Source organism: Pseudomonas sp. GL_135 (genome assembly GCF_057834665.1).
In genome coordinates this window covers 1979593-2004717 of sequence record NZ_CM174408.1, presented here as the reverse complement: position 1 = coordinate 2004717, position 25125 = coordinate 1979593, and the positions used below count along the sequence as shown (strand labels likewise).

Genomic DNA, 25125 nt, shown 5'->3' with positions numbered 1-25125 from the left:
CCTGGTGGGACCGGCTTCAGCCGGGAAGGCGTCGGACGTCACACTGCAAAATCGTGGGTGACCAAACCGACCTCTTCCCGGCTAAAGCCAGTCCCACTGTCGAATCGCGTTCGCCTCGTAAGACCGGCTTTAGCCGGGAAGGCGTCGCGCGTCACGCTGCAAAATCGAGGGCGATCACACCGGCCTCTTCCCGGCTAAAGCCAGTCCTACAGTGTGTACCCGGTCCCACCAATCCACCGCACACACCCTTCGATCAATTACTCGCCACTTCCGCGGAGGTACCGGTGGTCACCAACGCTTTCAGCGAAGCATCAAACTGCTTCAGGGCGTTGATCTGCAGGTCGCGCTGCTGGTTGATCTGCGCAGCAATCTCCGGGGCGGCCTTGTCGTGGACCCACACCGAAGTCAGCTCTTTGGCACCGAGGCCTTCAGCCTTGCCGATGTATTGCAGGTTCGAGTCGTAGAACTTCGCAATGAAGCGCGCTTCCACCTGGGAGTTACGCTGGGACACCAGCTGGCTATAGGTGTCGAGCATGACCACGACGTCCGGCCGCGCCTGCATCAGCGCATCGAGGTTGTCATACACGGTCACCGACGCGAACTGCTTCTGCAACGAACCCTTCAGCCAGTCCATCGCCAGTTTCGGATCGGAGCTGCTGACGAACGCCTCGCGAATGCGCGAATCCAACCCGCCGTTCTTGACGCCTTTCAACGCCACCGCGTGATAACGCTCAAGGTATTCGAGGGTGTTGACTGTGTTTTCGCTGTAGAGCACACCAACGCTTTGGGAGGACTGCAAGGCCACGCGGCTCTCCACTACCGGCAGCAGATGGCACGCCTCGGCGTCCGCCGCCGAAACAGTGACCGCAGCAGCAGCGGGACCCGACGCGACGAAACCGCTGGACAGCACGGCGACAAGCGTCAGCAGGGTTGAAATTTTCATCGCGTGGCGTCCTTCTAAAGCAAGTTCGGTATGGAGGCCATCCTCCTCTCTTCCGGGAAAAAGAGAACTCGCCTACCGTGATGGTCACTATCGATTTCAAGAATGGTATGCGCTTTGAGAAACACCTTTACCGGCGGTTCAACAAAGCCTGCCGCGGTGCTTGACCGCACCAGCGCTCACAAACGTACGACGCCGCCTCGCAGGTGACGTTCAAACAGATTCTTATTAGTCCCACGAGTGGCGTGCCGACTCCGAAAGCGTCGACCCCGGATAGCGATAGGGCCCACTCCGACTTCCGAAAACGTGCTTGGGAGCAGTTTTGCCAAGCACAGTAAAAGAAACGATGCTGGTAGAGTGATATGCCTATTCTCTGCATTCCCTTTCTGGGCTGCTGCTCAAGGACGAAACCAAGAGCAGATAATCGCTCTGGATGATCACCTGCGTTTATTGATGAGCCAATCCACAAGTCCGCTACTAATTACCAACGTGGCAGTAGCGTCTAGCCCCCATATATGGACGTTTGCTTCCCTATTTGCCAACTGCTGCAGATCAGCAGAACAGGTGTGGTAGACGAAAAACATCTCATCAAAATCCACATATTCCTGATATGCCGCGATGTATCGCTCGGCTTCCAACTGTGAGGTTTCCGACTTAATCTGGATGAAGGCCCGGCGTCCAGTGGCGGGGGCAAAGGCGTCGATGTCGATGTCCTTGCCTGTCTTCCCTAAAACAGAAAAGCGTTGCCACCCGGCTCTGGCGAATATGAGGTCGATTAGCAGTTCAAAATCGTTCCACCACAAGCCGGCGATGAGGCTGGAGACCTTCGTTTTCAGCGCAGCAAGGACCTGCTCAGCTTCCATGACCTCCTGGATAACATCGCCATTGATCTTCCGAAGAACATAATCGGGCATCTGAACAGTGCAGATGGTGCCTCTATAGCCTTGTACCTTGGTGACCCGTCCATCAATGTTCTCGATGCTCAATGGCCGGCCATTGCCGTCCATCGAGGACCAATTGCCAATAGTGCGGCGGATACGGCTGCCATCTTCCAGCTCATGGACTTCCCTACCCGCACGGCACCAGTACATACGCTTGCGGTGAAACGTTATCCAGATATCGTCTTCGGTGAGCTCATAAAAGTCCTTGATTTGGTTGACGGAGCTTGTTGTCGCCCCCTCGTTACCTTTGCGCTGTTCAAGCCAAAACGTTCTGACAACATCCCACTGGCCTGACAACGAAGCCTGGTGGTGTGGACTGTGGTAACCAAGCCTGACGGTCCCTTCGGCGATGCAACTGGCTTCCCAGCGACCGCCTTCCCCGAGCTTGATGAATCGAATTTGTGGCTGTTTAGCTTCGGGCATATATGAACTCTATGGGCTAAATGACGCTAGACCGGGTATGCCAAGACCGCTGGCGACATCCATGACTCAAGATTTGATATCCCACCCTACGACAATTCCATTCTCGAGCGTGACACGAGTTCGATAACGGTTGCCCGACTCACCATCGTACTTCCAAGTTTCACGTGAGAATCTCTTGAGGTACTTCTGATCAACAGCTTCTGGCTCACCGGCGGCGTCGAAGAGCTGCGCGGCAGTCATGCCCTCCCAAATCTTCCCCGCCATGATTCGCTCAGTTATCTCGGTGTCCTGATACTTTCCAAAAAGGTAGGAGTAGCGTTGTGCTCGCTCCTCTGCTTGTTGCTGACCTAATAACTCAGCCCTACTTGGCATCAGACGAGATTGCTGCCGCTGCGCGTCGCTTAGCAGAAAGCGTGTCCCATCGACAGCAAGGGATGAAACTACAGAGTCGTTTTCTAGGGAGTCCATCAACTGAGCGGCGCGCTGATATCCAATCTTTAGATGTCGCTGTAGCGCCGAAATACTGCATTTCCCTGTAGACATCACGAAAGCTGCTGCTTCCGGATAGAGATGATCGTCACTGGATGACAGATTTGGGACCGCAGGCCCAGGGCAGGGCTTGCTCTCGATGCCAAACAACATTTTCCACCAAGACATCCACTCACTCCATGTGCCGCCGACGTCGTAAATTAATTGCCCTTAGGGGGCTGATAGCTTGCCACGACAGCTTTAGAAAACTCAGCTACGACCAGGGCTTGAAGCGCGAGGAGCAGCGCCTGGGCTTTTGGCTCGGAATTAAAAATAACTGGGCCCTTCTTCCCTGACTGGTTTTGCCTGGATTGTTGGGCATGTACCAGCTCACGAGAATTTCTTTAGGGCCGATCGAGAAGCTTTGGAGCAACTGGCCTTCCACCAGTTGAATGACCCACTGTTCTTGTAATTGCATGGGTGTTCCTTATCAAATCTGAAATTCGACTGAGTTATGCAGGTCCCGGTCAGACTAGGCGACAAGCAGCAATCTGCGCCTTATGTCATGTCAAGGTACGTGGAAAAATGCCGGTGATCATCACCGGCATTTCCCTTTTCTTACCAAGCCATCACTTGGCCTGACTGACGCGCCAGACCTTGTTGCCCACATCGTCTGCGACCAGCAACGCGCCCTGCTTGTCGAGGATGACGCCGACCGGACGGCCTTGTGCGTCGCCATCGGCGTTAAGGAAACCGGTCAGGACATCCACCGGCAAGCCGGTCGGGCGGCCATCCTGGAAGCCGACGAACACGACTTTGTAGCCGGACTGCGGGTTGCGGTTCCACGAGCCGTGCTCGCCGACGAATACACCGTCGGCAAATTTGGCCGGCATGCCGCGCGGGTCGGACCAGGTCAGGCCCAGCGGCGCAACGTGGGTGCCGAGGGCGTAATCCGGGGCGATGGCCTTGGCGACCATGTCCGGGCGAGGCGGCTGCAAGCGGCTGTCAACGTGGTTGCCGTAGTAGCTCCACGGCCAGCCGTAGAAGGCGCCGTCCTTGACCGAGGTCAGGTAATCCGGCACCAGGTCGCTGCCGATTTCGTCACGTTCGTTGACCACCGTCCACAGCTCATTGCTGCCCGGTTTCCAGGCCAGCCCGTTGGGGTTGCGCAGGCCGCTGGCGAACAGGCGTTTCTGCCCGGTTTTTACGTCCACTTCCCAGACCGCCGCGCGGCCCTCTTCGGCCTCCAGACCGTTCTCGGCCACGTTGCTGTTCGAGCCAACGGTGACGTACAGCTTGGTGCCTTCGCGGTTGGCGATGATGTTCTTGGTCCAGTGGTGATTGATCCCCGCCGGCAGGTCGGTGACTTTCACCGGTTTGGCCGTGCTTTCAGTCTGGCCGTCGTTGTACGGGACCTTGACCACGGCATCGGCGTTGGCGATGAACAGTTCGTTGCCCACCAGCACCATGCCGAACGGCGAGGTCAGGCCGCTGATGAATACCTTCTTCATCTCCGCGCGGCCATCGCCGTCGGCATCGCGCAGGATGCTGATGCGGTTGGCGCTCTCGGCTTCGGCGCCGACCCGGCTCATGACGATCCCGGTGGCGGTGCGCTTGATCCAGGCCATGAAGCCCGGGCCGCCGTCCTTCGCGCCTTCAGGCTTGGGCGGCTTGTTGCTTTCGGCGACCAGGATGTCGCCGTTGGGCAGGCTGTACAGCCAGCGCGGGTGATCGAGGTCCTCCGCCAGCGCGCTGACCTTGAAGCCTTCGGCAGCCTTGGGCGTCTCGGCGCCCTTCCAGCCGACGGCCTTGGACACCTTGACGGTGGGAATCAGGGTGCTGTTGGGCTCGGGCAGTTGCGGCTGCGCGCCGACGCCGGCCTGAAACGGCAGCTTGGCGGTTTCGCCGCAAGCACTGAGCATCGCAGCAGTGGTCATCAGCAGTGCAAATCGGTGCATGGCAATCATCGTTCAACCTCGCGGCGGCCATCCGTGGGCCCATTGTTTTGAGAATCAGGAGACAGGAGAAGCAAATGCTTCGAGAGACACAGGGCTGACAAGTATCGCCCTGCCGACCGACAGCAAACAGCTCATCGGACGCAAATGACATGTGCCGTTCAGGCATCAATAAAACGACCACCGTGTGAGTGTGAGGGTTCAATAATCTGCGCCGACACTTCGCCTGCGGGACCGAGGGGTTAGCCATGTTCGCCGATTTTAGATACGCTGCCCTCCCATTACCCCAGAGCCAGATCCGATGACCCGCCCAGAGTTTGCTTTGGATGTTGAGGCGATCAGTGCCATCCCGGCCGTGCCCGTCATTCTAAGCATGGTCAAGCACCTCACCGGCATGCGCTTTGCGGCGGTTGCCAGGGTCACGGAACGTCACTGGGTGGCCTGCGCCGTCGATGACTCGATCAATTTCGGCCTCAAGCCGGGCGGCGAACTGGTGCTGGAGACGACCATCTGCCACGAGATCAGGCAGCATCAGCAGCCGGTGGTATTTGGTCACGCCAGCGCCGACCCGCAGTTCGCCACCCATCACACGCCCCTCACCTACGGGCTGGAAAGCTACATCTCGATCCCCATCGTTCTGCCGGACGACCGCTTTTTCGGCACGCTGTGCGCGATCGATTCGGTGCCGGCGGACCTCAGCGATCCTGCCATCGTCAAGACGCTGACCCTTTTCGCGCAATTGATCGCCATGAGCCTGGACACCCAGGGTCACCTGGAGAGCGCCCGGGCCGAACTGACCGACGCCAACGAACACGGCCGGCTGCGCGAGCAATTCATGGCGGTGCTGGGCCATGACCTGCGCACACCGCTGAGCGCGATCCGCATGAGCGCCGACCTGCTGGCGACCAAAACCGAAGACAAGCGCTCGCAGGGGCTGGTCGCGGCCATACGCCAGAGCTCGATCCGCATGGGCGCGCTGATCGAGAACGTGCTGGATTTTGCCCGGGGCCGAATGGGCGGCGGGATCCCGGTAAAGCGCCACATCACCGACGATCTCTCCGACGTCCTGAAATCGACGGTAGACGAGATCCGCGCGTCGCACCCGCAGGCGAGCTTGATCGAGTCCATCCACCTCGGCGGCAACGTTTATTGCGATCCGCTGCGTATCAGTCAGCTGCTGTCCAATCTGCTGGGCAACGCGGTCACTCACGGTTCACCCACGACGCCGATCCATCTGCACATCTGGCAGGAAGGCGATCAGGTCATCATTTCCGTCATGAACCGCGGCACGCCCATTTCGCCCCGGCTGCTGCCGCTGCTGTTCGAGCCTTTCACCCGCTCAGAAGCCGGTGGTCGCGGAGAAGGCCTGGGACTGGGCCTGTACATCGCCTCACAGATCGCCACGGCCCATAACGGCATTCTGACCGTGAGTTCATCGGCCGAGCTGGGCACCTGTTTCATCGCGCGTTTCCCGGCCGTGCCACCCGCTTGAGCGCCGATTCTGGCGCGTCAAACCGGTGCCGCGCGTCACGATTTTTCGCTATAACCCGGTTTTCTGAAGCCCCCTTCCCTGAGGAGAGCACCTCACATGCTTCTGCACCAGTCCACGTGGATCGAGATCGAGCAGTTTCTCAAACGCAGCCGCACGATCGTCGTGCCCATCGGCTCGAACGAACAACATGGGCCCACCGGCTTGCTCGGCACGGACTGGATGTGCCCGCAGATCATCGCCCACGAAGCGCAAAAGAGTGCCGATATCCTGATTGCGCCGACTTTCAACATTGGCATGGCGCAGCACCATCTGGGCTTTCCCGGGACGATCTCGCTGCGCCCCTCGACGTTCATCGCCGCCATCGGTGACTGGGCGCGCTCGCTGGCGGGTCACGGCTTCGAAAAGATCCTCTTCCTCAACGGTCATGGCGGTAACGTTGCGTCGATCGAGGCGGCGTTTTCCGAGCTGTACGCCGAGGCCAGCTTCGCCGGGCGGTCTGCCGGCTTCGCCCTGAAGCTGATCAACTGGTGGGACCTGGAGGGCGTCGGCGAACTGGCCCACCGGCAGTTTCCGGTAGGCCACGGTTCACACGCGACGCCGTCCGAGATCGCGGTGACCCAGTGGGCCTACCCGGACTCGATCAAGTCGGCGGATTACTCGCCGCAGATCGCACCGTCCGGGCCGATCCGCGAGGCGAAGGACTTCCGTGCGCGCTTCCCCGATGGGCGCATGGGCTCCGACCCCGCGTTGGCGACTCCGCAAAAAGGCGCCGAGCTGGTGGCGCTGGCGTCCAGGGGCCTGGTGCGTGCGGTGGATGCGTTCAGTCGTGAGCCGGCGCTGCGTTGAGGTCGATGCGTTAACGTCGCTGCGTTGACGGGGCTTAGCCGTGCGGCAATAGCGCGCGGCCGTTGAACTCGTCAGCCAAACGGCGGCCATAGTGGTGTGCGCTTTATGAAACGGTTCGGGATCTGGGGCAGTCAGCAGCGCAACGACCTCGCCCGGTCCCCTTGGCTGACAGGTGATATGTGAATACTTTTATCCCACTGGACAAAATTGAAGAAATTGACCTGCAGGATTACCACGAGGTCTGGCTGACCACGTCGGAAACCTGGCCTCAAGACCCCGCAACGGTTCACCGCAAGTGCCTGTGGCGCCAGGACCGCGAAATGACCGCCGATGTGGAAATCGACGGCGTGTATTTTGAAAACCTCCCGCACCTGTGGCTGCGTGTGGACGATCTCGATGATCAACAGGACATCGACCTGGTCATCGAAAAACTAAAGGCGCGCATCGCCGCACTGAATCTCAAGGGTGAGTTCTACCCTGCCGAGCTGCCGAAAGCGCCGCCTCACAAGGACGAAGACGAGATCAACAAGGACCTGCGCAGCTAATTTGCTTCACCCCCGCTTCTAAGACGTGCGCCGTTGCTGATGTTCAGCACGGCGCCGTTTTTGTTTCTGCTGCACGGATTCCCTGGCTGAGGCCTCTATACGTAAAACCGACTGGCGTCGCTCACAGCCAACCGTCTCTTTAACGGAAACAATGTGTCTCTAATCAGGCCAATTGTTCCACTCATGGCAACTCCGTACAGTGTGGTCCAAGCCAGCCGGAAAGCGCTCGATGCGCTAAACCGGCTCATTTGATCCCCGTGCCAATCCACGTGAGCGCCATCATGAATACTCTGACAAAAACCCTGACCGCTACCCTCCTCGCTCTCTCCGTCAGCCAGGCTTTCGCCGCTGAAACCGCCGTGCCTGAACACCAGACTCAAGCGTTCCTCAATGCGCTGGCCGCCGGGGGTGGCAAGCCACTGGAACAGCTCAGCCCGAAAGACGCCCGTGCGGTGCTGACCGGCGCGCAGAATTCGGTGAAGGTGGATTTGAGCGGGACTCAAGTCAGCGAGAAGACCATCAAGGCCGATGGCCAGAACATCAAGCTGACCCTCGTGCGCCCGGCCAACGTCAAGGGTGCACTGCCGGTGTTCATGTTCTTCCACGGTGGCGGCTGGGTGCTGGGTGACTACCCGACTCACGCCCGCTTGATTCACGATCTGGTGGTGGGCTCGGGGGCGGTCGCGGTGTACGTGGATTACACGCCCTCACCCGAAGCGCATTACCCGACAGCGATCAATCAGGCCTACGCCGCGACCCGTTGGGTGGCCGAACATGGCAAGGAAATCAACGTGGACGGCTCGCGTCTGGCCGTGGCCGGCAACAGCGTCGGCGGCAACATGGCAGCCGTAGTAGCGCTGATGGCCAAGGAGCACAACACGCCCAAGCTGCGCTTCCAGCTACTGTTGTGGCCGGTGACCGACGCGAACTTCGACACCGGTTCGTACCAGCAATACGCCGAGGGGCATTTCCTGACCAAAAACATGATGACCTGGTTCTGGGACAACTACACCACCGACGCCAACCAGCGCGCCGACATTCATGCCTCGCCGCTGCGCGCCAGCACCGAACAGCTCAAGGGCCTGCCGCCTGCGCTGGTGCAAACCGCCGCCCTCGACGTGCTGCGTGATGAAGGCGAAGCCTACGCCCGCAAGCTGGATGCCGCCGGTGTCGACGTCACCGCCGTGCGCTACAACGGTATGGTCCACGACTACGGCCTGCTCAACCCGCTGAGCAACATTCCCGAAGTCAAAGCGGCCATGCGCCAGGCCGCGGGCGAGCTGAAGGCTCACCTGAACTGAGTCCATCGGAGGCCACCCGTCTTGCGGTACGGCCTCCGACGCCTTCCCGGCTGAAGCCGGTCCCACTAAGTGCGCGCGTTTATCCAGTGGGACCGGCTTTAGCCGGGAAGAGGCCAGTGTGAACACTCAACATTTTGCAGCGTAGCGTCCGACGCCTTCCCGGCTGAAGCCGGTCCCACTAAGTGCGCGCGTTTATCCAGTGGGACCGGCTTTAGCCGGGAAGGGGCCAGTGTGAACACCCTCAAACGCACATCGGTACAAGCCCACTCCACCCCTCTCTCTTAATGTCACCCATCTGATCCCTGCGAGGCGCTTCGAATGAATCACTCCCACACGACATGGAGCCGGCAGACCAGCTTCTGGGTCGCGGCCGCCGTGGTGGCCCATACGCTGTGGACCAGCGCCGCGCCCGCCATGATGTACCCGCTGTACGCCCATCAATGGCAACTGACGCCGACCGTGACCACGCTGATTTTCGCGGTGTTCCCGGTATTCGTCGTGGCAACGCTGATTGCCTTGGGCGACCTTTCCGATTACATCGGGCGTCGTGCGGCGATGTTGCTGGGTGTCGGCGCTTCACTGATCGGCGTGCTGCTGTTCGCTATCGCCCCCGATGTCACCTGGTTGTTGATCGGCCGGGCATTCATGGGCATCGGCGTCGGGCTGTCAGCAGGCCCTTCGGCGGCTGCGGTCGTCGAATTCAGCGCGCCGGGCAAGGCGAAACTGGCCGGCGCCATCACCACTGCCGCGCAGGCTTCGGGCCTTGCCGCCGCGCTCATCCTCGGCGGCGGCCTGATCCAGTACGCGCCGCTTCCCACGCGCCTGAGCTTCTGGGTGTTGGTGGTCGTGCTCGGCGCCACGCTGTTCGGCGTCTGGCGGTTGCCGCGCCACACCCCGGCCGAGAGCAAAAAGCCCTGGTCGCTGAAGCTGCCGCACATTCACCCGCCGCTGCGCCGCACGTTTCTGGTGTCGGTCAGCGCGGTACTCAGTGCGTATTCGGTTGGGGCGACGATGCTCTCGCTGGGTTCGCAGATCGCCCATGACCTGATCGGCTCAAGCAACGCGCTGGTCAACGGCGGCGCCATTTCGCTGTTCGCCATCGTCCTTGGCATCACCGGCATCGTCGGCAAACGCTTCGGTTCAAGGCTGTCGATCATCGCCGGCGCGAGTTTTTCCATCGTCAGCCTGTTGCTGCTCATGCTCGCGACCAAAACCCACGCTCTGCCGGTGTTCCTGCTCTCCAGCGCAGCCAGCGGCGCCGGTTACAGCTTGCTGTTCATGGGCGGCCTCAACCTGATCAACGCCCACGCGCCGATGCATCACCGGGCCGGGACCCTGTCGGCGCTGTTTCTGGTGGCGTACCTGATGCAGGGCGTTGTCGCTCTGTTGCTGGGCCGCGCCGCCACCGCATGGGGCCTGGATCTGGCGATTGATGTGGGCTCGCTGGCCCTCGCCGCCTTGAGCCTCGGCGCGATGTTGCTGGCGATTTACGTACGCCAGCCGCCTTCTAAAGCAGACGCGGGGTAGCCGCCGGACCACTCTGGGCTAGAATCGCTCGCTCAGACCATCAAGGAGTGAAACCCTGTGCAGATGTCCCCGGCGATACCGCTGATTCGTATCTTTTCCGAAGCCAAGGCGAAAGAGTTCTATGTGGATTTTCTCGGCTTCAGCCTGGAGTGGGAGCACCGCTTTGAACCGGGTCTGCCGCTGTATGCCCAGGCCCGCCGCGACCAGTTCGTGATCCACCTGACTGAACACCACGGCGACGCGACGCCGGGCTCGACGCTCTTTGTGCCGGTCAGCGACATCGCCGAACTGCAGCGCGAACTGCTGGCGAAAAACTACGGCTATTCACGCCCCGGCATCCAGGACCTCGACTGGGGCAAGGTCATGGAAATCGCCGACCCGTTCGGCAACCGGCTGCGCTTCTGCGAGCGCTCCGAGGACTGAACCGCGCCGCCGTCAGAGGCGGAAATACTGCCCGATCGTCCGCCGCAGCAGGTCCACCGCGTCATCGCCGTGGGAAGCAGACGAGCGCACGACGATGATGTCGTGGTCAGCGATCGGCGGCAGGCCGTCGAGGATGCGCATGCCGTCGGTGACCCGGGCGCGGTCGATGACGCTGATCCCCAGGCCTGCTTCGACGCAGGCCTTGACCGCCTGATTGGAGGAGCTCTCGAGCACGATGCGCATGCGCAGGCCGCTGCGCTTGAGCGACTCGATCATCGCTTGCCGGTACGAGCATTGCGCGGCATGCACGGCCAGGGGCAACGGGTCCGGCATATCCCCCGGAAGATGCGCGGCGCCGACCCACACCGGCGTCGTCGGCACCAGCAATTGATCGTCCGCGCCCAGCTGGCCTTCCGGCTGGGCGATGACCGCCACCTGAAGCCGACCCCGCCGCACCTGATCGCGAAGCGTGAAGCTGGGCGCGGTTTTCAGCTCCAGAACGATGTTCGGCCAGGCGGCAGTGAAAATCGGCAGCACGTCGCGAATCAGGTGCGTCGCGTATTCGTCCGGCACCCCGAGGGTGATGCGCCCCGCCAGCTGCGTGCCCTGCAGCTCGGCCAGCACGTGATCGTGGGTGCTCAGCAGCGCAGCGGTGGAGGTCAGAAAACGCTTGCCCAACGGCGTCAGCGACACCGACTGATTGTCACGATTGAGCAGTCGCCCGCCCGCCACCGCTTCCAGCCGCTGCACGTGCACGCTGACCGCCGCCGGGCTTTTGTGCAGCTGTTCCGCCGCTGCACTGAACTTGCCAATGCGCGCCACGGCGTGAAAGGTGCGGACCTGTTCGATATCCAGAATGGCGCTCATGGTTCACTGATCCCGAAGCACTGCTGTCGTTTATTTTGATTTATTAGATTACGGCCGTTGGGTACGTTGGGTCCATGAACACTTCAAACGAACTGACCAACGTGCGCCTCTCCCTTCCGTCCCGACGCCGGGCGATCCCCTTGCCGCTGCTCGAAGCCGGGCTGGTGGTCATCTGGAGCTCGGGCTTCATCGGCGCACGCTTCTCCATCGATTACGCGCCGGCGTCGCTGGTGGTGTTCTGGCGTTGCATCCTGGTCACGTTTCTTCTGTTTCCCTTCGTCGCCCGGCCACTGCGCCAGACGCCGACCGCGGTGCTGCTGAAAAACGCCGGCATCGGCCTGCTGGCCATGGCCGGTTATCTGTTCGGTGTGACCGAAGGGATTGCCCTGGGTGTGCCCGCCGGGCTGGCGGCGCTGTTTGCTGATCTCTTGCCGATCGGCATGGCCGTGCTGGCGGCCGTGGTGCTCCGCCAGCGATTGACCCGCGGCGTATGGGTCGGGTTGCTGATCGGCCTGGCGGGCGTGATGCTGGCGACCCACGACGCGCTGGCCTGGGGCAGCGCACCGCCCTGGGCCTATGCCCTGCCGGTGCTGGGCATGCTGTCGCTGGCGGTCGCCACGCTGTGGCAAAAACACTCCCCCGATCCCACGGCGCTGGGCCTGCTGCCCAACCTGTGGTTGCAGTGCTTCGTCTCGACCTTCGTGTTTGCTGTCGTTGCCGGACTGCACGGGAGTCTCGCGCCCATGCCCAACGCAGGTTTCGCGATGAGTGTGCTGTGGACGTCAGTGTCGACGGTGGGCGGTTACGGCCTGTACTGGATGTGCCTGCGCCGGGCCACGCCGACGCGGGTTGCCAGCGTGCTTTACCTTAGCCCGCCACTGACACTGCTGCTGGCCTGGGCCATGTTCGACGAACCGCTGTCGTGGCTGATGGCGCTGGGCATGGCGGTCTCCGGTGTCGGCATCGGCCTGGTGATACGCGGCGAGGCGTGCCAGGCTGGGCAGCGCGGGCAGCGCGGGCGGCACAGGTAGTGCTCGGGCACGTGCAATGGCCGGGCACGGTTCTAGAGCGGCGCGGTCCCATCCTTCAGGAAGGTGAGCTGCACAGGTCGTGAACGATCCTGCTCGCCCCGCGTGGCGCGCTCTCGCGCCGTACTCCCTTCGTCTACTGGAGCGTATCCCCATGAAAATCGGCTTTTTGGGCCTCGGCAATATGGGTCAGGCCGTGGCTGGCAATCTGTTGAAAGGCGGTCATGAGCTGCTGGTCTGGAACCGTTCTGCCGACGCCGCGCAGCCACTGGTCGAGCAAGGTGCCACGGCAGTCACCGAGCCTGCGCAAGGGTTCGCCGCCGACGTGGTGTTCAGCATGCTCGCCGACGACAAGGCGTTGCGCACCGTGCTGCTGGATTCCGGCCTGCTCAAACAACTCAAGGGCCCGCTGATTCACGTCAACATGGCGACCATCTCCGTGGCCTTCGCCGATGAACTGGCCGAGCTGCACGCCGCACAAGGCATCGACTACATCGCCGCGCCCGTGATGGGCCGCCCCAACATGGCGGCAGCGGCGAAGCTGAACATCATGGCGGCCGGCTCCGCTGAAGCCATCGACCGGGTGCAGCCGTTGTTCGACCTGATCGGCAGCAAGACTTGGCGCATGGGCGACAAACCCTCCAGCGCCAACGCGATGAAACTGGCGATGAATTTCATGCTGGTTTCGGCCATCGAGGCGATGAGCGAAGCCGCCGTGCTCGTCACCCGCCACGGTCTGAAATCCGCTGATCTGGTTGAGCTGGCGGCGGGGACGATCTTTCCCGGCCCGGTGTACGCCGGGTATGGCGCGCTGATCGGCGAACGCACGTACGAGCCGGCGGCATTCAAGGCAGTGCTGGGCCTTAAAGACGTGGATCTGGTCCTGGCCGCCGCCAGCCAGGTGTCGGTCGAGATGCCGAGCGCCGAGATGATTCGCGCCCACTTGCAGGATGCCATCGACCACGGTCAGGGCGACATGGACCTGGCGGTGTTGGCCGAAGTGGCGGAGCGCCGCAATCCGCGCTGAGAGGTCTTTGGTTTGTGGGCGATGCGAGGTGCAGACGTCAGCTCAAGGCCGGGCGACGTGAAGCCGGTGCAGGGTGATCTTGCGCACTTCCTGCTTGCTGATTTCGATGTGCCGCGTGAGCAACTGCTGGGCCTGCTCGGTGTGGCCGTTGAGCACGGCGTCGAGAATCTGCCCATGCTCGTCGTAGGTCGCCTCGATGCGCGACGCCTGGGTGAAATCCAGGCGGCGAATGATGCGGATCTTCTCGGTGATCTCCAGGTGCAGGCGCGCCATCTCGGTGTTTCCTGCCGCCTCCAGCAAGGCGCAGTGGAAACGCTCGTCCAAGGCTGACACTTGCTGGGCGTGTTGCAGGCGTTTGGAGGGAGTGACGAGCCAGGTGTGTTTCAGTTCATCGATAACCGGGTGTTGCTCCAGATCCAGCGCTTCAAGACGCGCCAGCGCCGCGCACTCCAGCACGACGCGGACGTCGTAAAGCTCTTCAAAATAGTTGAAATCGAACGCCCTCACCCGCCAGCCGCTGCGGAAGTACACCTCCAGATAGCCTTCGCGCTCTAGCCGATACAGCGCCTGCCGCACCGGCGTGCGGCTGGCCTGCACGCGCTCGGCCACCTCGCCTTCGCTGAAGCGATCTCCCGGCAGCAGGCGGAACTCGAAGATGTCCTCCTTGAGCTGCTGATAGATGCGCTCGGCCAGGTTGTCCGGGCGCAGTTTGGGTTTTTGATGAGGGATGATGACCTGGGTGCTCCGACTCATGATGGTTAGACGTGACGTGGCTTTTTGCTGTGTTTGGTGCGCCGGCCGCGTCAGGCGTTGGGTCAGGCTTTTTTCAGGCTGCCGATGTACGCGCGCCAGCCACCGAACGAGGTGATGTCCAGCGCGCCGTCGATCGCCCAGGGTTCGCAGATGAAGCCCTTGACGCTGCGACCGTCCTTCAGCGTGAGGTTGCCGATGCCCAGCGGCGCGGGGATCTCGGCAACGAACTCGCCAAAACGCGCCAGCGGGATGTCCCACAGCTCAACGATGATTGACGTACCGCCTGGGGATTTGACCAGACCCGGTTTGGGTGGAACGGTGCCGGGCAGCGCGTAGAGCCGGTAATCGGCCGCCGTCAGGGTTTGTTCGACGAGCACGGCATCACGACTCGTGAGCTGGACGTTGAGCGGCATGCCGGTCAGGTGCGCACCCACCACGGCAACCCGCACGCTGCCGCGCGGTGCACCGGCTGGCGAAGGTGGCGACGCGGGAAGTGAGCGACCAGTTGCGCCCAGCGGCAAGCCGACGCTTTCCTGCCAGCGCTGACCGAACCGGGCCAGCGCGGTATCGTGCCACGCCGGTGCAATCAGGGTGATGCCCGACGGCAAGCCATCCGCACGCATACCGGCAGGCAATGCCAGGGCCGAGAGGTCCGCCAGGTTGGTGAAGTTGGTGTAGAAGCCGAACTGCGAGTTGTACAACACCGGCTCCGCGGCCATTTCCGCCTGGGTGCGCAGGGTCGCGGAGGTGGGCACGACCAGCGCGTCGAAGCCGGCCAGCGCCTCGTTGATCTGGCGGCTCAGCGTCGCCCGCAGGTATTCGGCGCGGTAGGCGTCACAGGCGCTGTAGGCCAGGCCGCTTTCCACAATGCCGCGCACCACCGGGTGAATGGCGTCGGGGTTGGTTTCCAGCATCGAGGCCAGGGCCACCGTGCGTTCCGCCACCCACGGGCCGTAATAGAGCTGCTCGGCCAGGGCTTTGAACGGGGCGAAATCGATGCGGGTGATCTCGGCGCCCATGTCGCTCAAACGATGCAGCGCCTGTTCGAACACGGCTTGATTGTGCGTATCGCCGAAGAACTCCAAAGTGTCCGGCACCGCCAGCTTCATCGCGACGCCAAAGCCCACCGGCGCCGTGCCCGGATTGTGGCGGGAATAGGCGTCATCGCCATCGAATCCTTCAGCGAGACCGGCAACTTTCTGCGCGTCGTCCACCGTCAGCGCGAAGATCGAAATGCAGTCCACTGTCTTGCACGCCGGCACCAGCCCGGTATTGGGCAAACGGCCCTTGGTCGGTTTCAGGCCGACGATGTTGTTGAAGCCCGCCGGCACCCGGCCAGAGCCTGCGGTGTCGGTGCCCAACGAAAACGCCACCAGCCCCCGCGCCACCACCGACGCCGAGCCAGAGCTGGAGCCGCCACTGACATATTCAGGATTAAAGCTGTTGGGCACCGCGCCGTAGGGCGAGCGAGTGCCGACCAGGCCGGTGGCGAACTGATCAAGGTTGGTCTTGCCCATCAGAATCGCCCCCGCTGCGCGCAGTCGAGCCACCACGGTCGCGTCCTTGCTTGCGGTGTAGGCAAATTCGGGACACGCCGCCGTCGTCGGCCAACCGGCGGCGTCGATATTGTCCTTGATCGCGAACGGCACGCCGTACAACGGCAGCTGCGCGATATCGCCGTTGACTGCATCAAGACGCTCGGCGAGTGCATCAAGCTGCTCGCTGAGCTGCGCCTGACTGGCCCGGGCGATCCACGCGGTGTCGGTTGCCGGGTAAGTGCTGGCGAGCGACAGCAGGACGTCAGTGGACAACTGCCCGGTCTGGTAGGCCGTCAGCCACTCGTTGATCGTCCAGCCGAAATGAGAGCTTTGGAGGTCGTGCATGGGAGGCTTCCATCTTGTATCCAAGTTTGGATTCAACAAAAGCAAAAGCCGGGCCATGGGGATGGGAGGCCAGGTAGGCGTGGGGTGCGGGTGGTTTTCAGATTATTGGAGGAGCAATCGTGCGCATCAAAAAAGCGCGGCGTGCCGGGTTTTGGTGCCCGCCGCCACACTGCGTTTACCTAGTGGGACCGGTGACGCGGAGCGTCAGGGGATGCATTCCCACGCGGAGCGTGAGGAACGATCGGAAAGTGGTGGTGAACACACTGGCCTCTTCCCGGCTAAAGCCGGTCCCACAAAAAGCAGCTCGTGCCCGTAGGACCGGCTTCAGCCGGGAAGCACTTGATCTGCTTTTGATCTTCATACGCAAAAGGCTCAAACACCGCCAGTCGCGACTTTGGTGCAGGCTGAACGGAGGTCTCGCGCAGTGGGTCGAGCCGCATGGATGCGGCGAGAGCGCCGTCAGGACATGGATGTCCGTTCGGCGCGGGCCCACGGAGCGAGACCGGAGTGAAGGAACCCTGACGAAGGAAGGGCCCAACCAGGAGCAGGCACTTTTGCTTACTTTTGGTGCTTTTCAAAAGTAAGTCGCCGAAGGCGAAACAGTTTGCCCCCAGGCAGACGCTCTTGATCTTCCCCAGCCGCACCGCGCTCCCTCAGACCAGGTACTTCCTGAACCAATCCACCGTCCGGTTCCACGCCAATGTCGCGGCAGCATCGTCATACCGCGGCGTCGAATCGTTATGAAAACCGTGGTTGGCGCCCTTATAAATATGAGCCTCATAGGTCTTCCCCGCCGCCTTCAACGCCGCTTCATACGCCGGCCAGCCGTCAGTGATCGGCTTATCCAGCTCAGCGTAATGCAACAACAACGGCGCCTTTATCCGGCTCACGTCCTCAGCCCTGGGCTGCCGGCCATAAAACGGCACCGCCGCCGCCAGCTCCGGGTAGGCCACTGCGGCCGCATTCGAAACACCCCCGCCATAACAAAACCCGGTGATCCCTACTTTTCCGGTGGAAGCGTGATGCGCCATCAGCCATTCGATGCCCGCAAAGAAATCGTTCATCAGCTTTTCCGGGTCGACTTTCTGCTGCAGCTCGCGGCCCTTGTCGTCGTTCCCCGGATAGCCCCCGACCGACGTCAGACCGTCAGGCGCCAAGGCAATGAAACCGGCTTTGGCCACACGGCGGGCGACGTCTTCGATGTAGGGATTCAGACCGCGGTTCTCATGCACCACCAGCACCGACGCGACTTTGGCATCGGCCTTCGCCGGCCGCACCAGATACCCGCGCACCTGGCCATGGCCCTTGGGCGACGGATACGTGATGTACTCGGCGATGATGTCCGGGTCGGTAAACTCGACCTGCTCGGCCAGCGCGTAGTTGGGGCTCAATGAGGCCAGAATCGTCGTCGCCGCAAGGCCGCCCACGGCGAACACCGCCGCGCGATCGAGAAACTCCCGGCGATTGATCTTGCCGTGAACATAGTGGTCATAGAGCTCCAGCAATTCCGGGGCGAAGTCTTTGGCGGTGAGACGGGTCATCTGTGCGCATCCTCATCGGTGGTTCAACGGCCACAGGCGCGATAGCGAGCGTCTGAACGTGCCGCAGCGAGTCCTCAGTAAAGCAGGATTTCGCCAGCCTGTATCAAGAGGCGCCGCGGCGGCTCCCCGCTTTCAAACACTCCCTTTCCAACACGCCCGTTGTGGGCTAGCCTGAGCGGCGCAGTTGTACGACGACGTACAAAAGCCACTTTTGCCAGATGGCCTCTGCTTTACGCTTCCATCAACAATAAAAAAGGATGCACCTATGACCAGACTCAAACTGACCCTCGGCTTCCTGTGCCTGTTTTCAGGCTTCGTTGCCGCTGCTCCCTCTGCCGATGAGCAAGACGTCGAAAAAGCGGTCGACAAAATGACCCAAGCGATGCTGCACAAGGACATCGCCGGCCTCAAAGCCCTGACGTCCGACAACGTCACCTACGGCCACTCCAGCGGCAAAGTGCAGAACAAGGATGAGTTCATCGCCGACATCGAAACCGGTCGCAGCGGCTTCAATACCCTTGAGATGAAAAACCAGAAAATCAACATGAACGGCGACACTGCCCTGGTGCGCAATCACTTCTCCGCAGAAGCTGTGAACAGTGGCAAGGTCGTGCCGACCGAGATCGAAAACTTTCAGGTCTGGCAGAAACAGAAAGGCCAATGGCTGCTGATCGGGCGCCAGGCGTTCAAATTCTGATGGCATGACAGCCACGCTGTAACCGACCGGGCGCCTGACAGGATCACGCACCGGTCGGCTACACGTCTGCCTTACCCCCTTGAGCTATAACGCCTCCAGTTCCTGCAACACCTCCAGCACAAACCCGGTCGAGCATTCGACGCTTCCCGCCCGGTGCGCAATGCCCAATTCCCGCCACAACGCCGGCTGCAACGGACGCATGACAATGCGGTTCTCGGGCGCTGGCGTGGATGCTTCGTGGGGCAATAAGGTCGCGCCATAGCCCGCCCCCACCAGACTCTTGATCGCGTCGTTGTAATTGAGCTGAATGCGCGGCGTCGGCTGCGGCCCTTCGCCAGCAAACCACTCCGCCACCTGGCGGGAGAGCCGCGTGGTGGCGTCGTTGAGAATCAGCGGCTGACTGGCGAGCCATGACGGCGTTATCACTGCCGGAGAGTCCCAGCGAGCCGGCAGGAACGCCATCACCGGGTCGCGCCGCCACGGCTGAATCGACAGTCCTTTTACCGGCGCCTGGGGCAATGCAATCACCCCGATGTCCAGGCTGCCGTCCGCGAGCTTTTGCAGCGTCTGTTGCGACGTCAGCACCGCAACCTGCACGTCGATGCCGGGGTGCACCTGCGCCAGGGTTTCCAGCGCCTGGGGCAGCAATTGCGCGATGACTCCCGTCGAAGCACCCAGCCGCACCCGCCCGGCCAGTCCCTGAACCTGACGCTCAACGTCTTCCAGCGCCTGTTCGGCATCAGCCAGCAGGCGTCGCGCGCGTTCGATCAGGGTGTCGCCGATGGCCGAAGGCTGAACCCGTCCGCGGGTGCGCGACAGCAACACGCCGCCCACCCGTTGCTCCAGATCGGCAATGTGCAGGCTGACCGTCGGCGGCGCGAGGTTCAGGACTCGCGCCGCTTCAGCGAACGACCCGTGATCGGCGATGGCCACTAACGTGCGCAACCGATCCAGACTGATTTCCCGCATCGCACGGCCCTTTCTTCAGAAAAGCTGAAGTCTACCGTCAATAAATTCAACTTTCTCTATTCACGAGTGGATTGGAAGATGGCGTCCATTGACGACCTTTTTGCGGAATCGAACCCATGCCCCTCCCTATTGTTTTCATCGACGGCGACCAAGGCACCACCGGCCTGCAAATTCACCAGCGCCTGCAAGGCCGCACCGACCTGCATGTGGTCACCCTGCCGGCCGAGCATCGCAAGAACCCTGTGAGCCGAGCTGCCGCGATCAACGCCTGTGACATTGCCGTGCTGTGCCTGCCGGACGATGCCGCGCGCGACGCGGCTGCGAGCATCACCAACCCGGACGTGCGGGTCATCGACGCCAGCTCTGCGCACCGCACCCACCCCGACTGGGTCTACGGCTTCGCGCAGATAAGCGACGCGCAAAAACAACGCATCGCCAGCGCCCGCCGGGTCAGCAATCCGGGCTGCTACCCCACCGGGTCGGTCGGTTTGTTGCGGCCGTTGCTGGAGGCGGGCCTGCTGCCCCGCGACTACCCGATCACCATCAACGCGGTGTCAGGCTATTCGGGCAAAGGCCGCGCCGGGGTCGATGAGTTCGAGGGGCCGGATGTCGCGCAGGCGGTGCCTTTTCAGGTCTACGGCCTGAGCCTGGCGCACAAGCACGTCCCGGAAATCCAGCAGTACAGCGGACTGAGCGAGCGGCCGGTGTTCGTTCCGGCCTATGGCGCGTTTCGTCAGGGCATCGTGCTGACCATCGCGCTGCAAACGCGCCTGCTGCCCCACGGCGTGACGGGCACGACGCTGCATGCCGCGCTGGCTGGGCATTATCAGGGCAGCGGGTATGTCGAAGTCATGCCGATGGAGCAGTCGCGCGCGCTGACCGGGATTGATCCGCGCCAGCTCAATGGCACGGATAACCTGCGGCTGATGGTGTTTGAAAACGATGGTCACGTATTGCTCGCCGCCGTGTTTGACAACCTCGGCAAAGGCGCGGCCGGGGCGGCGGTGCAGAACCTGGATGTGATGATTGCGGGTGGCTGACAGGCGTTCGACCCGTCGCGCGTTACAGCCATCGCGCGTCGACGCAGCCCAGTGCGCTCGCCGGTAAATCCCAGTGGGTCGGCGTGCCGTCGATCTGCCCGGCGGGTTTGAGGCGCAGCGCCGGGCCCCAGGCGGTGTGCTCGATGGCGGCGGAATAATCGCTCGGATTCAACGGCGGCAGCGCTGAAGGCTGCGCCTCGGTTGGGGCAAACGACATCAGCGATAACGCAGTGCGGGCAAGGGATGCTTGAACCTGAACGCCCTGCCCGGTGGTCAGTCGCTCGGTCAGTCCACGCACGGCTGCTGCCGCCATCAAATACCCGGTGGCGTGATCCTGCGCCTGCACCGGCAGCGGCACGGGGCGATCACTTCCCGCTGCGACCATGCCCGCATCGGCGATGCCGCAACTCATCTGTACCAGGCTGTCGAAACCGCGTCGCTCGCGCCACGGGCCGGTCCAGCCGTAGGCGTTGAGCGATACATCCACCAGACCGGGATTGAGCTGGCGGCGGCGTTCGGCACTGAGGCCCAGCCGCGCAAGGGCGTCGGCGCGGTAGCCGTGAACCATCACGTCGGCTTCACTGATCAGGCCCTCCAGCACTGCGAGATCGGCAGGGTCGCGCAGGTCCAGCCGCGCGCAGCGTTTGCCCAGCACCACCTCGGGCACAGTGCCGGGCTCGTCCCAGCCAGGGGGGTCGATGCGCAGTACCTCGGCGCCGAAACCGGCAAGAAACCGCGTCGCCACCGGGCCGGCCAGGATGCGCGTGAGGTCGAGCACGCGGATGCCCTGCAAAGGACGTTCGCGCGGGACGATCCATTCGGGTCGTGCAGGGTTTGGCTGATGCGCTGCAGCCGGTGCCGCTAGGGCCTGCGCGCGATGGAGCAAGGGTTCGGCGGCGACGGCGCGGCCCTGGGGATGTTCGCGCCAGGCCGAAGCGCTACGCATCGCGGCAGCACACCCCTGATTGTCGACCACCGCACTTTCCAGCTCACTGGCCTTCCAGCGCAGCACGGCCTGACTGACCACGTCGCGCTCGGCGGCGGTTTTCAGCACGGCGAGCGCGGCCTGACGATGGTGCGGCGCGTTGGTGTGTAAACGAATCCAGCCATCCGCCGCGCGATAGTCCCCCGCCACCGCGTCCCACTGCGCCGGCAGTGACCAGCTCTGGGGCTGAAGGGACGTTGAGAACCAGAACGAGGCCAGCCGCCGATCGACCGTGATCGCAGGCGAGGCGCCGTGGGCCTGATCAATCAGTTCGCCCACCGCCAGATGCGCGGCAGCGATGGCGGAGGTGGCGAAGCCGGTGACCGGGAATGCCGACGCCAGCGCGCCTTCGCCAGTGATCTGGAGATGATCGAGGTAGCGAGGCTCGCCGCCGAGGGCCAACCAGAATTCACGTAAGAAGTGCGGGGTGGCACAGTCGGAATGGGCAGTCGACATGGGGCAGCGCTCTCGGGAGTGGTGGGAGCAGCCTAGCAAATGAATCTGGAAAGCGGGCTGACACCGCGCAGCTCGTAGGATCGGCTTTAGCCGGGAAAGCCCTGTCTCTGCCGGTGGAGATTCAGCGGACGGACCGGCCTCTTCCCGGCTGAAGCCGGTCCCACTAAAAGCACCGCGTGCATCTGGTGAAACTGGCCGTGACCTAAAATGTGGGACAGGCTTTAGCCGGGAAAGCGATGTCTCCGCCGATGGAGATGCAGCGGATGTGCTGGCCTCTTCCCGGCTGAAGCCGGTCCCACTAAAAGCACCGCGTGCATCCAGTCAAGCTGGCTGTGAACTAAAACGTGGGACCGGCTTTAGCCGAGAAAGCGATGTCTCCGCCGATGGAGATGCAGCGGATGTGCTGGCTTATTCGTGAGCAAGCTCACTCCCACACGTTCTGCAGGCTGGCTCAGATCCGGCGGCGTCGACGATTATGTGGGAGCGAGCTTGCTCGCGAAGGGGGTCTGTCTGCCGATGGAGATGCAGCGGCTGTGCTGGCCTCTTCCCGGCTGAAGCCGGTCCCACTAAAAGCACCGCGTGCATCCAGTCAAACTGGCTGTGAACTAAAACGTGGGACCGGCTTTAGCCGGGAAGGCGTCGGAAAAGACGCCAGATATTTCCAGCCCTGCAAAGCTGACGCGGAGCGTCACGGGGGGCATGTCCACGCAAAGCGTGGGCACGGTCATCTGGACTGGCTTGGTTCATCATCCACCCAGCAAAAAATTCCCCGGCCGGCTGCCCTCGCCCGCCTCCAGCACCGGCACTTGTGCGTCGTCTTTAAGATTCACGCCGGACAGTTGCCGGCGCCAGGCCTCGCGCATCAGGTACAGCAACTTGTGCGCCGCCATCGCGTAACTCATCCCCTCAAGGCGCACATTGGAAATGCAGTTGCGCGCCGCGTCGTTCAGGCCCACCCGCGGTGCGTAGGTGAAGTACAGGCCGAGGCTGTCCGGCGAGCTGAGGCCCGGCCGCTCGCCGATCAGGATCACCACCATGCGCGCCTTGAGCAGCGAACCAATTTCATCGGCCACGGCGACGCGGCCCTGTTCCACCAGCACCACCGGCGCCAGGCTCCAACCCTCCGCTGCCGCCATTTCGTCAATGCGCTCCAGCATCGCCGGGCTGTGACGCTGCACCGCCAAGGCAGACAACCCGTCAGCGACCACCAGCGCCAGATCAAATCCTTCAGGATGGGCCGCCGCGTACTCCTTCAGTTGCGCAGCCGACGCCTCGGACAAACGCCGCCCAAGATCAGGCCGTTGCAGGTACAGATGGCGGTCGGTGGCCGAGCTTTGCAGGGTCAGCGTCTCGCGGGAGCGGCCCGCCAGTTGCTCGGCCAGCGCCCCGTGATCGAACGCCAGATGCACCGCGTCGCGGGCTTGTGCATGGGCGAACTGGAAATCCAGCTGCGCCGCCGTCGGCAGGCTGGTACCGGCATGCCCGAGGGCAATCCGCGCCGAGGTCAGCGACCGCAGCTGCTGCCAGGCATCGGCGTGTGCGGGTGATTTCTTGTCATCGCTCATGGCTCATGCCCTTCTCTCGACTGCTGATCACGCCGGTCATTCAATTTTCCTAATTCAGTTGCGCCAGCGCCTTGCGGAACAGCGGCGGCACGCCCTGCCCCAGCCGCACGCCTCCGTCATCCTGACGCAGGATGTCCATGCGCGTCAGCCATTCCTCGAACTCCGGCGCCGGGCGCAGGCCGAGGGTCTTGCGTGCATACAGGGCGTCGTGAAACGAGGTGGTCTGGTAATTGAGCATCACGTCGTCGGACCCCGGAATGCCCATGATGAAATTGATCCCCGCGACGCCGAGCAACGTCAGCAGCACGTCCATGTCGTCCTGATCGGCTTCGGCATGGTTGGTGTAGCAGATGTCGCAGCCCATGGGCACGCCGAGCAGCTTGCCGCAAAAGTGGTCTTCCAGCCCCGCGCGAATGATCTGCTTGCCGTTGTAGAGGTATTCCGGGCCGATGAAGCCGACCACGGTGTTGACCAGAAACGGGTTGAAATGCCGCGCGACGGCGTAGGCGCGGGCCTCGCAGGTCTGTTGATCGACGCCGTGGTGAGCGTTGGCCGACAACGCGCTGCCCTGCCCGGTTTCGAAGTACATCAGGTTGTCGCCCAGCGGCCCGCGCTTCAGGCTAAGCCCGGCTTCGTAGCCTTCGCGAAGAACTTCCAGGCTGATGCCGAAACCGCTGTTGGCCGCTTCGGTGCCGGCGATGGACTGGAACACCAAGTCCAGCGGCACGCCCTTTTCGATGGCCGCGACCGAAGAGGTGACGTGGGTCAGCACGCAGGACTGGGTGGGAATCTCGTAATGACGAATGACGCCGTCGAGCATTTTCAGCAGTTCGCTGATGGCGCTGACGCTGTCCGTGGCGGGGTTGATGCCGATCATGGCGTCGCCGTTGCCGTACAGCAGGCCGTCGAGCACGCTGGCGGCGATGCCGGCCGGGTCGTCGGTGGGGTGATTGGGTTGCAGCCGGGTGGACATGCGCCCACGCAGGCCGACGGTGTTGCGAAAGCGGGTGACGACGCGAATCTTCTGGGACACCAGCACCAGATCCTGCACCCGCATGATCTTCGACACTGCCGCCGCCATCTCCGGGGTCAGCCCCGGCGCCAGTTCCTTGAGGCTGGCTTCGGTGGCGTCGTCCCCCAGCAGCCAGTCGCGGAAGCCGCCAACCGTGAGATGGCTGACCGGAGCGAAGGCCGCGCGGTCATGGCTGTCGACGATCAAGCGGGTGACTTCATCCTCTTCGTAGGGAATCAGCGCTTCGGTGAGGAACTGCTTGAGCGGCACGTCGGCCAGGGCCATTTGCGCCGCCGCACGCTCGGCATCGCTGCTTGCAGCCACTTCGGCCAGGAAGTCGCCGGAGCGCGCGGGGCTGGCCTTGGCCATGAGTTCCCGCAGGCTGTCGAAGCGCCAGACCATGCCACCGATGCTGTGGGAAAAGCTCATGCACACCTCTTT

The 25125-nt window shown here is 62.6% G+C and carries 23 protein-coding genes; 10 read left to right on the top strand and 13 right to left on the bottom strand.

All coding sequences use genetic code 11. The features are described from left to right. Positions 1 to 253 precede the first annotated feature (253 nt). The 5 genes from AC3ISG_RS09085 to AC3ISG_RS09065 all read right to left on the bottom strand — a co-directional run bounded on the left by AC3ISG_RS09085 (position 254) and on the right by AC3ISG_RS09065 (position 4739). Positions 254 to 943 (bottom strand): ATPase, encoded by a 690-nt coding sequence (locus AC3ISG_RS09085; protein WP_489299047.1) that lies wholly within the window; start codon positions 941 to 943, stop codon positions 254 to 256. Between the two features lie 434 nt (positions 944 to 1377). Further along, positions 1378 to 2304 carry a hypothetical protein gene (locus tag AC3ISG_RS09080; RefSeq protein ID WP_489299046.1) on the bottom strand — a complete coding sequence of 309 codons (927 nt, stop codon included), beginning with the start codon at positions 2302 to 2304 and terminating at the stop codon, positions 1378 to 1380. A gap of 66 nt (positions 2305 to 2370) precedes the next feature. Next, positions 2371 to 2961: a DNA translocase FtsK gene (locus AC3ISG_RS09075; protein ID WP_489299045.1), complete on the bottom strand. Its 591-nt coding sequence runs from the start codon at positions 2959 to 2961 to the stop codon at positions 2371 to 2373. 85 nt (positions 2962 to 3046) lie between these two features. Beyond that, positions 3047 to 3250: a hypothetical protein gene (locus AC3ISG_RS09070; RefSeq protein ID WP_489299044.1), complete on the bottom strand. Its 204-nt coding sequence runs from the start codon at positions 3248 to 3250 to the stop codon at positions 3047 to 3049. Between the two features lie 151 nt (positions 3251 to 3401). Then, on the bottom strand, positions 3402 to 4739 hold the full coding sequence (locus AC3ISG_RS09065; protein ID WP_172612748.1) for a PQQ-dependent sugar dehydrogenase: 1338 nt from the start codon (positions 4737 to 4739) through the stop codon (positions 3402 to 3404). A gap of 289 nt (positions 4740 to 5028) precedes the next feature. On the opposite strand from AC3ISG_RS09065, the gene AC3ISG_RS09060 reads away from it, so the two are divergent. From AC3ISG_RS09060 to AC3ISG_RS09035, 6 genes are all read left to right on the top strand, one after another. Further along, entirely contained in the window at positions 5029 to 6219 is a 1191-nt protein-coding gene (locus AC3ISG_RS09060) for a GAF domain-containing sensor histidine kinase (RefSeq protein ID WP_489299043.1), read from the top strand. 96 nt (positions 6220 to 6315) lie between these two features. Then, a complete protein-coding gene (locus AC3ISG_RS09055) occupies positions 6316 to 7065 on the top strand; it encodes a creatininase family protein (protein ID WP_489299042.1) in 750 nt (249 codons plus the stop codon). Between the two features lie 179 nt (positions 7066 to 7244). Then, complete coding sequence (locus tag AC3ISG_RS09050; RefSeq protein WP_122534448.1) at positions 7245 to 7610, top strand: hypothetical protein; 366 nt, start codon at positions 7245 to 7247, stop codon at positions 7608 to 7610. A 281-nt stretch (positions 7611 to 7891) separates the two neighbouring features. Further along, complete coding sequence (locus tag AC3ISG_RS09045; RefSeq protein WP_489299041.1) at positions 7892 to 8911, top strand: alpha/beta hydrolase; 1020 nt, start codon at positions 7892 to 7894, stop codon at positions 8909 to 8911. Between the two features lie 318 nt (positions 8912 to 9229). Continuing rightward, positions 9230 to 10438 carry an MFS transporter gene (locus tag AC3ISG_RS09040; RefSeq protein WP_489299040.1) on the top strand — a complete coding sequence of 403 codons (1209 nt, stop codon included), beginning with the start codon at positions 9230 to 9232 and terminating at the stop codon, positions 10436 to 10438. A 57-nt stretch (positions 10439 to 10495) separates the two neighbouring features. After that, positions 10496 to 10861 (top strand): glyoxalase superfamily protein, encoded by a 366-nt coding sequence (locus AC3ISG_RS09035; RefSeq protein ID WP_489299039.1) that lies wholly within the window; start codon positions 10496 to 10498, stop codon positions 10859 to 10861. 12 nt (positions 10862 to 10873) lie between these two features. Here AC3ISG_RS09035 and AC3ISG_RS09030 read toward each other — a convergent pair whose 3' ends face one another. Further along, complete coding sequence (locus tag AC3ISG_RS09030; protein WP_489299038.1) at positions 10874 to 11728, bottom strand: LysR family transcriptional regulator; 855 nt, start codon at positions 11726 to 11728, stop codon at positions 10874 to 10876. A 74-nt stretch (positions 11729 to 11802) separates the two neighbouring features. On the opposite strand from AC3ISG_RS09030, the gene AC3ISG_RS09025 reads away from it, so the two are divergent. Continuing rightward, entirely contained in the window at positions 11803 to 12759 is a 957-nt protein-coding gene (locus tag AC3ISG_RS09025) for a DMT family transporter (RefSeq protein ID WP_489299037.1), read from the top strand. A gap of 151 nt (positions 12760 to 12910) precedes the next feature. Continuing rightward, on the top strand, positions 12911 to 13783 hold the full coding sequence (locus AC3ISG_RS09020; protein ID WP_489299036.1) for an NAD(P)-dependent oxidoreductase: 873 nt from the start codon (positions 12911 to 12913) through the stop codon (positions 13781 to 13783). A gap of 42 nt (positions 13784 to 13825) precedes the next feature. On the opposite strand, the gene AC3ISG_RS09015 is transcribed toward AC3ISG_RS09020, so the two are convergent. The 3 genes from AC3ISG_RS09015 to yghX all read right to left on the bottom strand — a co-directional run bounded on the left by AC3ISG_RS09015 (position 13826) and on the right by yghX (position 17960). Continuing rightward, positions 13826 to 14536 (bottom strand): GntR family transcriptional regulator, encoded by a 711-nt coding sequence (locus tag AC3ISG_RS09015; protein WP_489299035.1) that lies wholly within the window; start codon positions 14534 to 14536, stop codon positions 13826 to 13828. 62 nt (positions 14537 to 14598) lie between these two features. Next, entirely contained in the window at positions 14599 to 16419 is a 1821-nt protein-coding gene (gene atzF / locus AC3ISG_RS09010; RefSeq protein WP_489299034.1) for an allophanate hydrolase, read from the bottom strand. Between the two features lie 653 nt (positions 16420 to 17072). After that, positions 17073 to 17960 carry a YghX family hydrolase gene (yghX, locus tag AC3ISG_RS09005; protein ID WP_485620918.1) on the bottom strand — a complete coding sequence of 296 codons (888 nt, stop codon included), beginning with the start codon at positions 17958 to 17960 and terminating at the stop codon, positions 17073 to 17075. A 265-nt stretch (positions 17961 to 18225) separates the two neighbouring features. On the opposite strand from yghX, the gene AC3ISG_RS09000 reads away from it, so the two are divergent. Beyond that, entirely contained in the window at positions 18226 to 18657 is a 432-nt protein-coding gene (locus tag AC3ISG_RS09000) for a nuclear transport factor 2 family protein (RefSeq protein ID WP_122623737.1), read from the top strand. Positions 18658 to 18741: 84 nt separating this feature from the next. Here AC3ISG_RS09000 and AC3ISG_RS08995 read toward each other — a convergent pair whose 3' ends face one another. Beyond that, positions 18742 to 19626, bottom strand: coding sequence for a LysR family transcriptional regulator (locus AC3ISG_RS08995; protein ID WP_489299033.1), 885 nt, complete (start codon positions 19624 to 19626; stop codon positions 18742 to 18744). A gap of 116 nt (positions 19627 to 19742) precedes the next feature. On the opposite strand from AC3ISG_RS08995, the gene argC reads away from it, so the two are divergent. Next, complete coding sequence (gene argC, locus AC3ISG_RS08990; protein ID WP_272633996.1) at positions 19743 to 20666, top strand: N-acetyl-gamma-glutamyl-phosphate reductase; 924 nt, start codon at positions 19743 to 19745, stop codon at positions 20664 to 20666. Between the two features lie 22 nt (positions 20667 to 20688). Here the strand turns inward: argC and AC3ISG_RS08985 are convergent, their stop codons facing one another. The 3 genes from AC3ISG_RS08985 to AC3ISG_RS08975 all read right to left on the bottom strand — a co-directional run bounded on the left by AC3ISG_RS08985 (position 20689) and on the right by AC3ISG_RS08975 (position 25113). Then, positions 20689 to 22107, bottom strand: a complete 1419-nt coding sequence (locus tag AC3ISG_RS08985; RefSeq protein WP_489299032.1) for a CoA transferase — start codon at positions 22105 to 22107, stop codon at positions 20689 to 20691. A 746-nt stretch (positions 22108 to 22853) separates the two neighbouring features. Then, complete coding sequence (eutC, locus tag AC3ISG_RS08980) at positions 22854 to 23672, bottom strand: ethanolamine ammonia-lyase subunit EutC (protein WP_489299031.1); 819 nt, start codon at positions 23670 to 23672, stop codon at positions 22854 to 22856. Between the two features lie 49 nt (positions 23673 to 23721). Continuing rightward, on the bottom strand, positions 23722 to 25113 hold the full coding sequence (locus tag AC3ISG_RS08975; RefSeq protein ID WP_122623742.1) for an ethanolamine ammonia-lyase subunit EutB: 1392 nt from the start codon (positions 25111 to 25113) through the stop codon (positions 23722 to 23724). Positions 25114 to 25125 lie beyond the last annotated feature (12 nt).

Excerpts from the sequence above, each read along its gene's own strand:
- AC3ISG_RS09085 (WP_489299047.1), bottom strand. The coding sequence starts at position 943 with ATGAAAATTTCAACCCTGCTGACGCTTGTCGCCGTGCTGTCCAGCGGT.
- AC3ISG_RS09080 (WP_489299046.1), bottom strand. The coding sequence starts at position 2,304 with ATGCCCGAAGCTAAACAGCCACAAATTCGATTCATCAAGCTCGGGGAA.
- AC3ISG_RS09075 (WP_489299045.1), bottom strand. The coding sequence starts at position 2,961 with ATGTCTTGGTGGAAAATGTTGTTTGGCATCGAGAGCAAGCCCTGCCCT.
- AC3ISG_RS09070 (WP_489299044.1), bottom strand. The coding sequence starts at position 3,250 with ATGCAATTACAAGAACAGTGGGTCATTCAACTGGTGGAAGGCCAGTTG.
- AC3ISG_RS09065 (WP_172612748.1), bottom strand. The coding sequence starts at position 4,739 with ATGATTGCCATGCACCGATTTGCACTGCTGATGACCACTGCTGCGATG.
- AC3ISG_RS09060 (WP_489299043.1), top strand. The coding sequence starts at position 5,029 with ATGACCCGCCCAGAGTTTGCTTTGGATGTTGAGGCGATCAGTGCCATC.
- AC3ISG_RS09055 (WP_489299042.1), top strand. The coding sequence starts at position 6,316 with ATGCTTCTGCACCAGTCCACGTGGATCGAGATCGAGCAGTTTCTCAAA.
- AC3ISG_RS09045 (WP_489299041.1), top strand. The coding sequence starts at position 7,892 with ATGAATACTCTGACAAAAACCCTGACCGCTACCCTCCTCGCTCTCTCC.
- AC3ISG_RS09040 (WP_489299040.1), top strand. The coding sequence starts at position 9,230 with ATGAATCACTCCCACACGACATGGAGCCGGCAGACCAGCTTCTGGGTC.
- AC3ISG_RS09030 (WP_489299038.1), bottom strand. The coding sequence starts at position 11,728 with ATGAGCGCCATTCTGGATATCGAACAGGTCCGCACCTTTCACGCCGTG.
- AC3ISG_RS09025 (WP_489299037.1), top strand. The coding sequence starts at position 11,803 with ATGAACACTTCAAACGAACTGACCAACGTGCGCCTCTCCCTTCCGTCC.
- AC3ISG_RS09020 (WP_489299036.1), top strand. The coding sequence starts at position 12,911 with ATGAAAATCGGCTTTTTGGGCCTCGGCAATATGGGTCAGGCCGTGGCT.
- AC3ISG_RS09015 (WP_489299035.1), bottom strand. The coding sequence starts at position 14,536 with ATGAGTCGGAGCACCCAGGTCATCATCCCTCATCAAAAACCCAAACTG.
- atzF (WP_489299034.1), bottom strand. The coding sequence starts at position 16,419 with ATGCACGACCTCCAAAGCTCTCATTTCGGCTGGACGATCAACGAGTGG.
- yghX (WP_485620918.1), bottom strand. The coding sequence starts at position 17,960 with ATGACCCGTCTCACCGCCAAAGACTTCGCCCCGGAATTGCTGGAGCTC.
- AC3ISG_RS09000 (WP_122623737.1), top strand. The coding sequence starts at position 18,226 with ATGACCAGACTCAAACTGACCCTCGGCTTCCTGTGCCTGTTTTCAGGC.
- AC3ISG_RS08995 (WP_489299033.1), bottom strand. The coding sequence starts at position 19,626 with ATGCGGGAAATCAGTCTGGATCGGTTGCGCACGTTAGTGGCCATCGCC.
- argC (WP_272633996.1), top strand. The coding sequence starts at position 19,743 with ATGCCCCTCCCTATTGTTTTCATCGACGGCGACCAAGGCACCACCGGC.
- AC3ISG_RS08985 (WP_489299032.1), bottom strand. The coding sequence starts at position 22,107 with ATGTCGACTGCCCATTCCGACTGTGCCACCCCGCACTTCTTACGTGAA.
- eutC (WP_489299031.1), bottom strand. The coding sequence starts at position 23,672 with ATGAGCGATGACAAGAAATCACCCGCACACGCCGATGCCTGGCAGCAG.
- AC3ISG_RS08975 (WP_122623742.1), bottom strand. The coding sequence starts at position 25,113 with ATGAGCTTTTCCCACAGCATCGGTGGCATGGTCTGGCGCTTCGACAGC.